Annotated in this window: 15 protein-coding genes; 5 read left to right on the top strand and 10 right to left on the bottom strand. The window is 65.9% G+C overall.

Translation table 11 applies throughout. The annotated features are described in order from the left end of the window. Positions 1 to 239: 239 nt before the first annotated feature. Positions 240 to 1,763, top strand: coding sequence for a fumarate hydratase (locus JYG34_RS05340; RefSeq protein ID WP_011532463.1), 1,524 nt, complete (start codon positions 240 to 242; stop codon positions 1,761 to 1,763). A 76-nt stretch (positions 1,764 to 1,839) separates the two neighbouring features. Here the strand turns inward: JYG34_RS05340 and JYG34_RS05335 are convergent, their stop codons facing one another. The 7 genes from JYG34_RS05335 to JYG34_RS05305 all read right to left on the bottom strand — a co-directional run bounded on the left by JYG34_RS05335 (position 1,840) and on the right by JYG34_RS05305 (position 7,448). Further along, positions 1,840 to 2,430, bottom strand: a complete 591-nt coding sequence (locus JYG34_RS05335) for a GNAT family acetyltransferase (protein WP_213659773.1) — start codon at positions 2,428 to 2,430, stop codon at positions 1,840 to 1,842. Between the two features lie 169 nt (positions 2,431 to 2,599). Then, positions 2,600 to 3,178, bottom strand: coding sequence for a DJ-1/PfpI family protein (locus tag JYG34_RS05330; RefSeq protein WP_213659772.1), 579 nt, complete (start codon positions 3,176 to 3,178; stop codon positions 2,600 to 2,602). An 81-nt stretch (positions 3,179 to 3,259) separates the two neighbouring features. Then, positions 3,260 to 4,417 carry a phospholipase D-like domain-containing protein gene (locus JYG34_RS05325; protein ID WP_213659771.1) on the bottom strand — a complete coding sequence of 386 codons (1,158 nt, stop codon included), beginning with the start codon at positions 4,415 to 4,417 and terminating at the stop codon, positions 3,260 to 3,262. A gap of 1 nt (position 4,418) precedes the next feature. Beyond that, positions 4,419 to 5,000 carry a YceI family protein gene (locus JYG34_RS05320; protein WP_213659770.1) on the bottom strand — a complete coding sequence of 194 codons (582 nt, stop codon included), beginning with the start codon at positions 4,998 to 5,000 and terminating at the stop codon, positions 4,419 to 4,421. A 44-nt stretch (positions 5,001 to 5,044) separates the two neighbouring features. Next, entirely contained in the window at positions 5,045 to 5,341 is a 297-nt protein-coding gene (locus JYG34_RS05315) for an amidase (protein ID WP_213659769.1), read from the bottom strand. Then, positions 5,338 to 6,414: a serine hydrolase domain-containing protein gene (locus tag JYG34_RS05310; protein WP_213659768.1), complete on the bottom strand. Its 1,077-nt coding sequence runs from the start codon at positions 6,412 to 6,414 to the stop codon at positions 5,338 to 5,340. Before JYG34_RS05310 ends, JYG34_RS05315 begins: the two co-directional genes overlap by 4 nt. A 146-nt stretch (positions 6,415 to 6,560) precedes the next feature. Beyond that, entirely contained in the window at positions 6,561 to 7,448 is an 888-nt protein-coding gene (locus JYG34_RS05305) for an acyl-CoA dehydrogenase (RefSeq protein WP_213659767.1), read from the bottom strand. 144 nt (positions 7,449 to 7,592) lie between these two features. Between JYG34_RS05305 and olsB the strand changes: the two genes are divergently transcribed. Beyond that, on the top strand, positions 7,593 to 8,348 hold the full coding sequence (gene olsB / locus JYG34_RS05300; protein ID WP_213659766.1) for an L-ornithine N(alpha)-acyltransferase: 756 nt from the start codon (positions 7,593 to 7,595) through the stop codon (positions 8,346 to 8,348). Continuing rightward, positions 8,348 to 9,130 (top strand): lysophospholipid acyltransferase family protein, encoded by a 783-nt coding sequence (locus JYG34_RS05295; RefSeq protein ID WP_213659765.1) that lies wholly within the window; start codon positions 8,348 to 8,350, stop codon positions 9,128 to 9,130. The genes olsB and JYG34_RS05295 overlap by 1 nt, the downstream gene beginning before the upstream one ends. Before the next feature lie 232 nt (positions 9,131 to 9,362). Here JYG34_RS05295 and JYG34_RS05290 read toward each other — a convergent pair whose 3' ends face one another. Continuing rightward, positions 9,363 to 9,956, bottom strand: a complete 594-nt coding sequence (locus JYG34_RS05290) for an ACP phosphodiesterase (RefSeq protein WP_213659764.1) — start codon at positions 9,954 to 9,956, stop codon at positions 9,363 to 9,365. A 153-nt stretch (positions 9,957 to 10,109) separates the two neighbouring features. On the opposite strand from JYG34_RS05290, the gene JYG34_RS05285 reads away from it, so the two are divergent. Next, complete coding sequence (locus JYG34_RS05285) at positions 10,110 to 10,412, top strand: ArsR/SmtB family transcription factor (RefSeq protein WP_011532447.1); 303 nt, start codon at positions 10,110 to 10,112, stop codon at positions 10,410 to 10,412. Positions 10,413 to 10,459: 47 nt separating this feature from the next. Beyond that, positions 10,460 to 11,509, top strand: coding sequence for an alkene reductase (locus JYG34_RS05280; protein WP_011532446.1), 1,050 nt, complete (start codon positions 10,460 to 10,462; stop codon positions 11,507 to 11,509). 74 nt (positions 11,510 to 11,583) lie between these two features. On the opposite strand, the gene JYG34_RS05275 is transcribed toward JYG34_RS05280, so the two are convergent. Both JYG34_RS05275 and JYG34_RS05270 read right to left on the bottom strand, forming a co-directional pair. Further along, positions 11,584 to 12,408 (bottom strand): ATPase, encoded by an 825-nt coding sequence (locus JYG34_RS05275; RefSeq protein ID WP_213659763.1) that lies wholly within the window; start codon positions 12,406 to 12,408, stop codon positions 11,584 to 11,586. Positions 12,409 to 12,495: 87 nt separating this feature from the next. Beyond that, entirely contained in the window at positions 12,496 to 13,491 is a 996-nt protein-coding gene (locus JYG34_RS05270) for an NAD-dependent epimerase/dehydratase family protein (RefSeq protein ID WP_213659762.1), read from the bottom strand. Positions 13,492 to 13,535 lie beyond the last annotated feature (44 nt).

Raw genomic sequence — 13,535 nt, 5'->3', positions numbered from 1 at the left:
CCTACGAGGTTGGGGTCGCTCTTTGCCCATTCTACGGCGCCAGCAAGAAGGATGCCCGCCCCCTGCCGACCTTGGTCCAGACCACGTGCAGGTGTTTCCCACGGCGGGGCACGGTATACTGCCGCGCCTTTTTTGTGCCGGCCCGACCAGCCGGCGCCTTGCCAGGCGTTCCTGACATACAGGTGTGCACTGTCGGAATGCCTTTTCGAATGTTCCCGTCTTTAAGAGGAGCGCGCTGCATGACCGTGATCAAGCAAGACGACCTGATTCAGAGCGTCGCCGACGCCCTGCAATTCATTTCGTACTACCACCCCGTCGACTTCATCCAGGCGATGCACGAGGCCTACCTGCGTGAAGAGTCGCCCGCCGCGCGCGACTCCATCGCCCAGATCCTGATCAACTCGCGCATGTGCGCCACCGGCCACCGCCCGATCTGCCAGGACACCGGTATCGTCACCGTGTTCATCCGCGTCGGCATGGACGTGCGCTGGGACGGCGCCACCCTGAGCGTCGACGACATGATCAACGAAGGTGTGCGCCGCGCCTACAACCTGCCTGAAAACGTCCTGCGCGCCTCGATCCTGGCCGACCCGGCCGGTGCCCGCAAGAACACCAAGGACAACACCCCGGCGGTGATCCACTACTCGATCGTCCCAGGCGACAAGGTCGAAGTCGACGTGGCCGCCAAAGGCGGTGGCTCCGAGAACAAGTCGAAGATGGCCATGCTCAACCCGTCCGACTCGATCGTCGACTGGGTGCTCAAGACCGTCCCGACCATGGGCGCCGGCTGGTGCCCGCCTGGCATGCTGGGCATCGGCATCGGCGGCACCGCCGAGAAAGCCGCGGTGATGGCCAAGGAAGTGCTGATGGAGTCCATCGACATCCATGAGCTGAAAGCCCGTGGTCCACAGAACCGCCTCGAAGAGATCCGCCTGGAGCTGTTCGACAAGGTCAACCAGCTGGGTATCGGCGCCCAGGGCCTGGGCGGCCTGACCACCGTGCTCGACGTCAAGATCATGGACTACCCGACCCACGCCGCCTCGCTGCCGGTGTGCATGATCCCCAACTGCGCCGCCACCCGTCACGCCCACTTCGTGCTCGATGGCTCCGGCCCGGCCGAACTGGAAGCGCCTTCGCTGGACGCCTACCCGGAAATCGTCTGGGAAGCCGGCCCGAGCGCCCGCCGCGTCAACCTGGACGACATCACTCCGGAAGAAGTCGCCAGCTGGAAACCGGGCGAGACCATCCTGCTCAACGGCAAGATGCTCACCGGCCGTGACGCCGCGCACAAGCGCATGGTCGAGATGCTCAACCGTGGCGAAGAGCTGCCGGTCGACCTCAAAGGCCGCTTCATCTATTACGTCGGCCCGGTCGACCCGGTCGGTGACGAAGTGGTAGGCCCTGCCGGCCCGACCACCGCCACCCGCATGGACAAGTTCACCCGCCAGATCCTCGAGCAAACCGGCCTGCTGGGCATGATCGGCAAGTCCGAGCGTGGCCCGACCGCCATCGAGGCGATCAAGGACAACAAGGCCGTGTACCTGATGGCCGTCGGCGGCGCCGCCTACCTGGTGGCCCAGGCCATCCGCAAGTCGAAGGTCCTGGCCTTCGCCGAGCTGGGCATGGAAGCGATCTACGAGTTCGAAGTGAAGGACATGCCGGTCACCGTCGCGGTGGACAGCAAGGGTGAGTCGGTGCACATCACCGGCCCTGCGCTGTGGCAGAGCAAGATCGCCGAAAGCCTGGCGGTGGAAGTGAAGTAACAGCGCCTTCCCGCTAAAAGAACCGCTCCGTCATGGGGCGGTTTTTTTTGCTCGCGATCTGCAGCCCAGGTGCGCCTTACACCGGAAGCGCCTTGAGCCAGAAGGACAGGATCTTGGTGGACTGTTCCTCATCGTCCAGATCCCGCCAACGCTGGGACGTGCGCAACGACGGCTCATGCAGGAAGCCCCGGTTTCGCCAGAAGCCATGCAACGGCCTGTAGTCCACTGGGCGGCGCGGGTGCCCGGCCGGGCGCTCGACGGTACAAAACGCGCAATAGTCGAACTCGGCAAGCTTGTGGGCGTAGGACTCGCGCTCGATGAAAAACCGCACGCCCAGGCCCCGGCCTCGATAGGCCGGCATCAACACCGACTCGCCAAAGAAGTAGATTGAATTCGGGTCGCGCCCCTGGGCCAGGAACGGTTGCTGGAGCTCGGCAGCGGCGTCGACCAATGGCTGGCCACAGGACGCGCCCACCACCTGGCCTGCGTCGAGCGCCAACACCACCAGGCTGCGTCCGGACTCTGCGTAGGAAGACAGGGCGTCAGCTTCGTCCTGCGCAACGCCGTCGTACAGGTAAGGGAACTCTCGAAACGCCGTCAGGCGCAACCGAGCAAGGTCATCGAGGTAAGGCGCGATGGCGGCGCCGTGGAGCAGGCGGATTTCCATTCGGGGCGGTCTTTTCGATCGATGTGGAGGTTGCGCTCGGTCGGGCCGGGCCTGAGTCATGACCCTAACATCCGCTCCAGGCCACGCCCTTTTCCCTGCGCGACAGGTATTTCTCCATCACCGCTATCATCTCGCCCGAAACAGGGAGGTCAGCGCCTCCCCTTTACGGTCATCGAGGAATCTTCCCCAGTACCTTCAGAAACGCAGCCAACCATTCTGGATGCGCAGGCCAGGCCGGCGCGGTGACCAGATTACCGTCCACATGGGCCTGATCCACGGCGATATCGATGAAGCGCCCACCCGCCAGGCGAACCTCGGGGGCGCAGGCTGGATAGGCGCTGCATTCACGTCCCTCCAGCACCCCGGCTGCAGCCAATAGTTGCGCACCGTGGCAGACCGCCGCGATCGGCTTGTCCGCCTTGTCGAACGCCCGGACCAACGTCAGCACTCGCTCGTCCAGGCGCAGGTACTCCGGTGCACGTCCGCCCGGGATCAGCAACGCGTCGTAACTTTCAGCCCGCACTTGGACAAAATCGAAGTTCAGGGCGAAGTTGTGGCCGGGCTTCTCGCTGTAGGTTTGCTCGCCCTCGAAATCGTGGATCGCGGTGCGCACGGTCTGCCCCGCGACTTTCTCCGGGCATACTGCGTGCACGGTGTGGCCCACCATGCGCAAGGCCTGGAACGGCACCATCGCTTCGTAGTCCTCGACGTAGTCGCCCACCAGCATGAGAATCTTCTTCGCCGTCATCGCATCCACTCCTTCCGTTGCATGGGAACAATCCCAGCACGATAGTCCGCTTTGCCGACAAGCGATATACGCCGCAAGTCGCTAGTCGCGTCGATCCAGCCAGTTGGCCACCACCCGGTCGAGCCACCCCCACAGGCGCTGCTGAACACGGCGCCACAAGGGCCGGGCGTGCCAGCGGGCCAGGTCGACCTCCTGGCTGAGGGCGAAGTCGCGTTCGAAGCTGGCCGTCACGGCGGCGGTCAGCGACGGATCGAGCACTTCGACGTTGGCTTCGAGGTTGAAGCGCAGGTTCCAGTGATCGAAGTTGCACGAGCCGACGCTGACCCAGTCATCCACCACCGCCATTTTCAGGTGCAGGAAGCATGGCTGGTATTCGAAGATCCGCACCCCGGCACGCAGCAAGCGCGGGTAATAACGGTGACCGGCATAGCGCACGGCCGGGTGGTCGGTGCGCGGCCCGGTGAGCAGCAGGCGCACGTCCACGCCTTTCTGCGCGGCGCGGCGCAAGGACCGGCGCACGCTGAACGTGGGGAGGAAATACGGGGTGGCCAGCCAGATACGCCGCTGCCCGCTGTTCAGCGCGCGCACCAGGGCGTGCAGGATATCCTTGTGCTGGCGCGCATCGGCATAGGCCACCCGGCCCATGCCCTGGCCCTGGGCCGGCACCTGGGGCAGGCGCGGCAGGCCGAAGCCCTCCGGCGGGCGCCAGGCGGTGCGGCGCTGGTTGGCATGCCACTGGCGGTCGAACAGCAATTGCCAGTCGGAGACCACCGGCCCTTCCATGCGCACCATCACTTCGTGCCACTCGCTGCTGGCCTCGCCCGGTGTCCAGAATTCGTCGGTGACACCCGTGCCGCCCACCGCCGCCCAACGCTCGTCCACCAACAGCAGCTTGCGATGATCCCGGTAGAGGTTGCGCAGCCCTCGGCGCCAGCGCAGGCGGTTGTACCAGCGCAGGTACACGCCCGCGGCCAGCAGACGCTCGCGCAGTGCGGTCGGGAACGCCAGGGAACCATAATCGTCGAACAGGCAGCGTACTCTTACACCGCGCCGCGCGGCTTGCTCCAAGGCTTCGACCACCGCCTCGGCGCAAGCCCCGCCTTCTACCAGGTACAACTCCAGGTCGACCTGGAATTCGGCGCGCACGATCGCCAGGAGCATGCGCGGAAAGAACTCGGGGCCGTCGACCAGCAGCTCGAACTGGTTGCCATCGCGCCAGGGGAAGACCGGCCCCGGCATGTCAGCGGGCGGTGAAGATCAGTACCGCGCTCACCGGCACCGACGGGTTGATCGACTTGAGCCCGGCCAGCTTGCGCAGGTTTTCCAGGCCCGGCAACAGCCCGAAATCGGCGGCGCGCAGGATCAGCGGCTCCAGCGTGACCACCTGGAAGCGTCGTTCGTCCAGGCGGGTGGCCAGCAGCAGGGTGTTGTAGTCGTGGGTCTGGCCGTGCAGGGTGACACTCACCGGCAACCGTAATTCCAGCTGGGCGCCGTTGGCCAGGTCGTTGATCGGGCGCAGGTCGATCTGCGCCTGCACCTTGCCTTCGGCGAATTGCTCGACCTCGAACAGGCCATCGCGCATGCGCTCATCGCGCAGCGGAATACCGCTGCTGATCGAGTCCATCTCGATGGTCACCTCGGCGCCGCCCTTGCGGTCGACCTTGCCGTGCAGCACCAGAAAGCGGCTGACCTCGGCGATATTGCCGTTCTTGCCGGTGACGAAGGACAGTCGCGAGGACTCGCCGTCCAGGTGCCAGTTGGCGTGGGCGGGCAGGCACAGGGCGAGCAGCAGTGCGGGCAGCAGACGGGACGCTTTGAACATGTGAAATCCTGTGAATCAAGGCCGTCAACCTTACCCGCCCGGTTTCAAGGCAGCAAGCGGCAACCCTCGCGCGCGCCCTGCCAGGCCGCCTGGTTGCGCCGGCCCAGGCCCTCGGCGGTCACCTGGCGCCGGACGGCATCCTCTTCGAGCAGGCCCAGTGGCAGGTACTGCTTCACGTAGCCTTGGCAGTACGCCTGGTCGAAGCCCATGACGAAGCGGCAGGAGCAGTACTCTTTGGCCGAATACGCCGAGAGGATCCCGGGAAAGTCCATCAGTGCCTGACGCTCGTACCAGGCCCAGCCCAACAGTGCGAGCAGCAGCACCATGAAAGCCCTCCTCATACGCCCTCCCCGGCCAAGACCGCCAGCACGCGCTTGAGCAGTTCGTTGTGGCTGAAGCTGGCGTCGCGATCATCGGCGTAGCGCACGATCACCAGCTTCTGTGCCGGTAGCACATACAGTGCCTGGCCCCAGTGGCCCAGGGCGGCGAAGGTATCGACCGGCACATCCGGCCAAGGCGCAGGATTGCCAGGCAACGGCTGGTTCAACCACCAGTGCCCGCCAGGATTGGCCTCGCCGGGGCGCGGCTCGGCCTGTGTGAACAGGGTTCGGTTGAACGCCACCCAGTCCACCGGCAATAAACGGTGCTCGCCCCAGCGCCCGTCGCGCTGCAGCAACAAACCGATGCGCGCCAAGTCACGGGCACTCAGGTAAAGGTAGGAAGAGCCGACGTAGGTGCCAGCCCCATCGCGCTCCCACACGGCGCTGGTGATGCCCAGCGGCTTGAACAGGGCTTGCCAGGGGTAGTCGGCATAACGACCCGCTTCGAGCATGCCGCGCAGGGTGGCGGCCAGCAGGTTGGAGTCACCGCTGGAATAGAGGAAGCGCTTGCCTGGCGGGGCGTCGGCGGGCATCGCTGCGGTGTAGCCCGCCATGTCACCACGGCCTCGGGTGTAGAGCATGGCCACGACCGACGACTTCAGCGGCGCGTATTCGTAGTCTTCCTGCCAGGCCAGGCCGCTGGCCCAGTGCAGCAGGTCGGCGATGCGCAGCCCGGGGTGTGACTGCAAGGCCGGATAGTAGCGGGCCGCAGGGTCGTCGAGGTGGAAGCGTCCTTCGCCATAGGCCACGCCCATGAGCGTGGCCAGCACGCTCTTGCTCACCGACCAGGTCAGGTGTGGGGTGTCGGCGCTGGTCGGCGCCGCATAACGCTCATGGAGGATACGGCCATCGCGGATGATCAGCAGCGCGTCGGTACGAATGCCGCCACGCTCGGCATCGCGAGGTGCGAAGGCGTAAGTGTCGACAGGCTGCCAGTCGAAGTGGGCCTCATCGACCGGCCATTGTGGCGTGGGCCAGTCTTCGGCCCAGGCGGGGCCAACAGCCACGGCCAGGGCAAACAACAGTGCCTTCATGGGGAGCGCCTGCATGGGGCTGCTTTGCAGCCCATCGCGGCTGAAGCCGCTCCTACAAGGACCGCGCAAAACCTGTAGGAGCGGCTTCAGCCGCGATGGGCCGCACAGCGGCCCCGGTTCAATGGATCCCCCAGCCTCTCAGGCATTCATGACAATCCTGCGGCAGTCCAGGCTTTGGCCAGGCGCTTGTCGCGGGCCGCAGCGGCCAGGGCCAGCACACCCTGGTCACGCTGCCACAACTGCGCCCAGTGCCCGGGGCCAGCCGCCAAGGCCTTGTCGATTTCGCCGCGCAGGCTCTGAAACTGAGCGAACAATCCACCCAGCAACAGATGGCAGGCAACGCTGTCGGGGCATTGCCGACTGCCCTCGGCACAGCCGGCCAGCAGGCCCACCAGGCGCAGGCGCAAATCCTGCGGCCACGCACATTCCTGCGCAACGCCATGCAACCAGCCCACCAGGGCAGCGAGCACATAGAGGTCCTCAAGCGAGCGGAAGGGTTTGACATAGGCATCCCAACCATCACCGGCCAGCAATTCACACGCCGCCTCCTTGAGCAACAACCGCCCATGTCCGACCTCAGGCATCAACGGCAGCATCGGTAAAGCATCAAGGGTGACGCCGGGCTCGCCCGGATAGACCACCGCCAGTTGCAGCCTCGGCGCCTCGCCCTGCCCTTCATTGCGCGCCGCCACCAGCAACCATTCGGCTTCCAGGCCCGCCGTGACGAAATCCTTGCTGCCGGTCAGGCGCAGCCCGTCGAGCCGGGTGTGCATGTCGGCCGGGCGCACGCTGCGCCGCTCGGTGGCGCACAGCGCGCCCAGGCTGGCCGGCGCGCTGGGCCAGAGCACCCGCAGCGCGGCCTGGTAACCCAGCAGGAAGGCCAGCCCCGGGGTGGCCATCGAGCGCCCGCCAAGCACTGCCAGTTCGAAGGGCGCGACCACGCCGAGGCGTTCGAGCACGGCCGTGTAGGTTTCGCCCAACGTCGCCGCCAAAGGCAGGCGCAGGGGGTCATTGAGTCGTTGCAACCAGGCCATCGGGCGCTCCTTGTGGGCTGGCGGAGGGGGTGTCACGCAAGCATCACCAAAGATTCACAGGGGTGACACCACGCGTACCTAGGCTGACTTTGCACAACAAAGCCGACCGGCCGCAACCCTTTGGCTGGCTTATGGAGACTCGCAATGACTCGGATCGCTCGCTCTGGCGACAACAGCACTGAACGCCGTCTGCAAGCCGAACGCCTGGTCGGCGCCGCGGCCCTGCAGGAAGCACAGGCCCTGCGCTTCAAGGTGTTCAGCGGCGAATTCAAGGCCAAGCTCAAGGGCGCCGAACACGGCCTGGACATGGACGACTACGACATCCACTGCCGCCACATCGGCGTGCGCGACCTGGCCACCGGCCAGCTGGTCGCCACCACCCGCCTGCTCGACCACCAGGCCGCCAGCAGCCTGGGGCGCTTCTACAGCGAAGAAGAGTTCAGCCTGCACGGCCTGCTGCAATTGCAGGGCCCGATCCTCGAACTGGGCCGCACCTGCGTCGACCCGGCCTACCGCAACGGCGGCACCATCGCCGTGCTCTGGGGGGAACTGGCCGAAGTGCTCAACGAAGGCCGCTACAGCTACCTGATGGGCTGCGCCAGCATCCCCATGCAGGACGGCGGCGTGCAGGCCCACGCGATCATGCAGCGCCTGCGCGAGCGCTACCTGTGCACCGAGCACCTGCGCGCCGAGCCGAAGAACCCGCTGCCGACCCTGGCCCTGCCGAACAACGTCATCGCCGAGCTGCCGCCACTGCTCAAGGCCTACATGCGCCTGGGCGCGAAGATCTGCGGCGAGCCGTGCTGGGACGAGGACTTCCAGGTCGCCGACGTGTTCATCCTGCTCAAGCGCGACGACCTCTGCCCGCGCTACGCCCGCCACTTCAAGGCGGCGGTCTGATGCGGCGGCTGCGGGCCAGTGCCCGCCTGCTGCGGCTGTGCCTGGTGCTGGTGCTGGGCCTGGCCATGGCCAGCGTCATCGCCCTGGGCGAGCGCCTGGGGCTTAAAGCCTCCATCGAACGTCGTCAACGCTGGACCCGCCTGTTCATGGGGCGCCTGGTCGCCGCCCTGCCCTTCGACGTACGCGTGGTCGGCGCCCTGCCGCAACGGCCGATGCTGTGGGTGTGCAACCACGTGTCGTGGACCGACATCCCCCTGCTCGGCATGCTCACCCCGTTGTCGTTCCTGTCCAAGGCCGAGGTGCGCCACTGGCCGGTGGCCGGCTGGCTGGCCGAGAAAGCCGGGACGCTGTTCATCCGCCGCGGCGGCGGCGACGCCCAGCGCCTGCGCGAGCAGATCGCCGGCCAGCTGGGGCAGGCTCACCCGCTGCTGATCTTCCCCGAAGGCACCACCACCGATGGCCGCAGCCTGCGCACCTTCCATGGTCGGTTGCTGGCCGGGGCCATCGACCAGGGCGCGCCGGTGCAGCCGGTGGCGATCCAGTACCTGCGCGCGGGCGAGCCCGACCCGATCGCGCCGTTCATTGGCGAAGACGACCTGGTGTCGCACCTGATGCGCCTGTTCGGGCATGACCGGGGCGAAGTGGTGATCCACCTGATGCCGCCGATCGGCAGCGCGGGCAAGGAACGCGCGGCACTGGCGTTCCAGGCGCAGCAAGCGATCCAGGTGGCGTTGTTCGGCGTCGAGGAGATCGAGCCACGCCGCCAGGCCAAGGCCGCCTGAGCATCATGTAGAAGCCAGCCTTGCTGGCGAAGGCCACACCGCAGTCCCATGCCGGCGAACAGGGCCGGCCAGGGCCTAGTGCATTACCTGTGGCTGCGCCGGCATCTGCACCTGGATCAACGCCGATTCGAGCAACACGCGCAGGGTGGCACGGGCTTCGCCCGTGTTCGCGGGGCAAGCCCGCTCCCACAGGGATCGCGCTAGCTTTAGCAGTTGAGCAAGACAGTTGCTCCTACAAGCTGGCCAGAGATTCGGAGCGCTTGGCCGCGGCGAAGGCCTGCAACTGCGGATAGAACTCGCGAAAATCCGCCAGCAACGGCGTATACAACCGCTCCACCTCGTCCATCATCCCGGTCATCCCTTCCGGCCGCGACAGGCGCCGGGCGATGCCCTGGAACACCTGCTCCAGCATGGCGAAGTCGCCGTAGGCCCCCAGCCAGTCGTCCGCCGCCATGAACGGCGCGATCCGCGCCAGCCGGCCCGGCAGCTCCGGTTCGGCCAGCAGCACCTTGTAGAAGTCGCCGGTGAACTGCGCCAACGGCCGCTCGGCGTACTCGCCCCAATGCCGCGCCAGGCAATGGTCGAAAAACACGTCCAGCACGATCCCGGCAAAACGCCGCCGCTCCCGGGGGAAACGCGCCAGCGCCGCCAACACCAGCGGATGGCTGTCGGTGTAGCTGTCGATTTGCCGGTGCAGCCGGATCGCCGCCTCCAGCACAGGGGGAAAACGCCCCTCAAGCGCACCTTTGACGAAATCGCCATACAGGCTGCCGAGCAGTTGTTGCGGCGCGTCGCCGCCAAGGTGCAGGTGTGCGAGGTAGTTCATGGCGGCAGTCTAGCACTGGCCCGGCCCACATCGTCATGACCCGATATAGCGATTGCAGCTCAGCTCAGAACACTTTCATATTTGTATATCGCGAACTACCGATTTATATTTCGCCTCATCGCGATATACCGTTACACAGCCTGAGACCCCGCCATGCCGATCGATCTCGACGAAATCATAAAAGCCCTGTCCCACCCGGTCCGGCGCGAAATCCTCGCCTGGCTGAAGGACCCGGCAGTGCAGTTCCCCGACCAGCAGCACAGCACCGATAACGGTGTCTGCGCCGGGCAGATCGACCAACGCTGCGGCCTGTCGCAGTCGACCGTCTCCGCGCACCTGGCCACCCTGCAGCGCGCTGGCTTGATCAGCAGCCAGAAAGTCGGCCAATGGCATTTCTTCAAACGCAACGAGGCCACCATCCAGGCGTTCCTCAAGCAGATGAGCCAAGAGCTCTGATAGCGGCGACGCCGCCGCATCCCACTGACTCAAGCGAGGCTTTGCACATGACTACGCTCTTCGACCCGATCACCCTGGGCGACCTCGAACTGCCCAATCGCATCATCATGGCCCCGCTGACCCGCTGCCGCGCCGACGAGGGCCGCGTGCCCAACGCGCTGATGGCCGAGTACTACGTGCAACGCGCCAGCGCCGGGCTGATCCTCAGCGAGGCGACCTCGGTCACCGCCATGGGCGTCGGCTACCCCGACACGCCTGGCATCTGGAACGACGAGCAGGTGCGCGGCTGGCACAACGTCACCAAAGCCGTTCACGGCGCTGGCGGGCGGATCTTCCTGCAGTTGTGGCATGTCGGGCGGATTTCCCACCCGTCCTACTTGAACGGCGAGCTGCCGGTGGCGCCCAGCGCGATCCAGCCAAAAGGCCATGTGAGCCTGGTGCGGCCGCTCAGCGACTACCCGACCCCGCGGGCCCTGGAGACCGAGGAGATCGCCGATATCGTCGAGGCCTACCGCAGCGGCGCCGAGAACGCCAAGGCCGCAGGCTTCGACGGTGTCGAGATCCATGGCGCCAACGGCTACCTGCTCGACCAGTTCCTGCAAAGCAGCACCAACCAGCGCAGCGACCGCTATGGTGGTTCACTGGAGAACCGTGCCCGGTTGTTGCTGGAAGTGACCGACGCCGTGGTCGAAGTATGGGGCCCTGGCCGTGTGGGGGTGCACCTGGCGCCACGCGCCGACGCCCATGACATGGGCGACGCGGACCGCGCCGAAACGTTTACCTATGTGGCCCGTGAACTGGGCAAGCGCGGCATCGCCTTCATCTGCTCGCGGGAGAAAGAGGCTGACGACAGCATCGGCTCGCTGATCAAGCAGGCCTTCGGTGGCCCGTACATCGTCAATGAGCGCTTCGACAAGAGCAGCGCCAATGCCGCACTCGCCGCCGGCAAGGCCGATGCCGTGGCCTTTGGCATCCCGTTCATCGCCAACCCTGATCTGCCGGCGCGCCTGGCTGCCGATGCACCGTTGAACGCACCGCATCCGGAAACCTTCTATGGCAAGGGGCCGGTGGGGTACATCGATTATCCGCGGATGTGAATGAAACGATCGCGGGGCAAGCCCGCTCCCACCGTGTGTCGTGGGAGCGGGCTTGCCCCGCGATGATTGCACGGTCAGGGCCGGGCGTTGATCTGCTGCTGCAGGTTCTGGATCTGGCTCTGCAGGGTGTTGATGTTGCGGGTCACCTGCCCGCGGAAGGCATCGAACTCCTGCACCGAGGCACCACCGGATGCCTGCGCCGGGCGGTTGTCGACCTGGCTCTTGAGCACCAGCACATCCTGCTCCAGGCTGGCGATGGCCGCGCTTGGGTTGCCCTGCTTCCTCAGCGCCGCCACTTCACTGTTCAAGTTCTTGAGCTGATCGTCCAGCTTGCCACCGTCGACCTGGCCCGACTTGAGCGCCGCCAATTCCGCATTGACCGCCTTCAACTGCGCCTGCAACTGACCTTGCAGTTCGGTCACCGCCTTCTGCTGCTCGCGGGTATCGGCCAGCACCTGCTCCAGGCGCTTGCCCAGGTCGCCCGTCTGCCCAGCGACGCCTTGCTGCTGCTTGCCCTGCTCGGCCAGGCTGGCCTGCAACTGGCGGATCTGCAGCTTCAGCGCCTCGCTGCCGGTGGTGCTGCTCGACTCACTGGCATCGACCTTGCCGCTGATCACTTGCAAGCGCCCCGCCGCTTCCTCGCTGATGCGGGCGAAGCTTTCCTGGGTGGCCACCAGTTGCTGCTCCATCAGCGAGATCTGCTGGAAGCTCCACCAGCCCAACCCCGCCAGGGCGATGAACGATGCTCCCAGCAGCGCCCACAAGGGGCCATTGCTGCGCGGTTGCGCGGCCTTCTGGCGGCTGCGCGCCACGTGGGCGGGCAGCAGTTCATCGTCATCGGGGGTGCCGGCGCGCAGGGCGGGCACATCGTCGAAATCGTCGTGGGCGTCATTACGCATAGGGGCATTCAACCGCAGTAGTAGCAAAGAGGCATGAGTATAAACCGCCAGGGCGGCGCACTGATGACCATCAACCCGGCGTCAGGTTCACTGATTGCCCGGTTGCGCCTTCCACCAGGTGCAGAATTCATCCAGCGCGGCCCAGATCGTCGCCTTCGGCCGGTAGTCGAGGTACTGGCGGGCACGGCTGATGTCGAGGGTGAAATCCGTGCTCATCACCTGCATCGCAGTGCGCGTCAGGGTCGGCTGCGGACGCCCGGGCCAGAGCAGGCAGGCCGCCTCGTTGAGCGCAGCCAGGCTGTAGGCCATGCCGTAGGAGCGGTAGCGGGTAACCTGGGGCAGTTGCATCTGGCGCATCACGTAGTTCACCACGTCCCACAGCGGCAGCGGGTGACCGTTGCTGATGTTGTAGGCCTGGCCAAGCGCTTCATCCCCGGCGAACAGCGCGCTGAGCAGCGCTTCGTTGAGGTTGTGCACGCTGGTGAAGTCGACCTTGTTCAAACCATTGCCGATGATCGACACCCGCCCCTTGCGCTGCATGCGCATCAGCCGCGGGAAAATGCTCGCGTCCCCGGCCCCGGTGACAAAACGCGGGCGCAGCGCCAGTACCTCCAGGCCGAACTCCTGGGCGCCGAACACCTTCTGCTCGGCAAGATGCTTGGTCAGTGCGTAATGGTCGTGGAAACGTCGCGGTACCTGGTCCTCACGGATATCCAGGCGTGAACGGCCATTGAAGTAGATCGACGGCGACGACAGGTGCACCAGCCGGCGCACATGCTCCTTGATGCAGCCTTCGACCACGTTCTCGGTGAGCACCACGTTGCCCTGGTGGAAGTCCTGGTAGCGCCCCCAGGTGCCCACGGCGCCCGCACAGTGCACCACCGCGTCGACCCCCTGGCACAAACGTCGGGCCAGTTCGGCATCACCCAGGTCGCCGGGGATGAACTGCGCCCCACGCTTGACCAGATGCTCCACGCCCTCCGCCCGCCGACCGTTGACCCGTACCTCCAGGCCCTGCTCCAGGGCGAAACGCGCAAAGCGCCCGCCGATGAAGCCGCTCGCGCCGGTGACCAGAATTCGCATGTAAGACTCCGCCTTGCCAGATTTCAGATGCAGTTGACGCCAGC

This window comes from Pseudomonas entomophila (genome assembly GCF_018417595.1).
GTDB lineage: Bacteria > Pseudomonadota > Gammaproteobacteria > Pseudomonadales > Pseudomonadaceae > Aquipseudomonas > Aquipseudomonas entomophila_C.
This window is presented reverse-complemented; position numbering and strand designations above follow the sequence as displayed.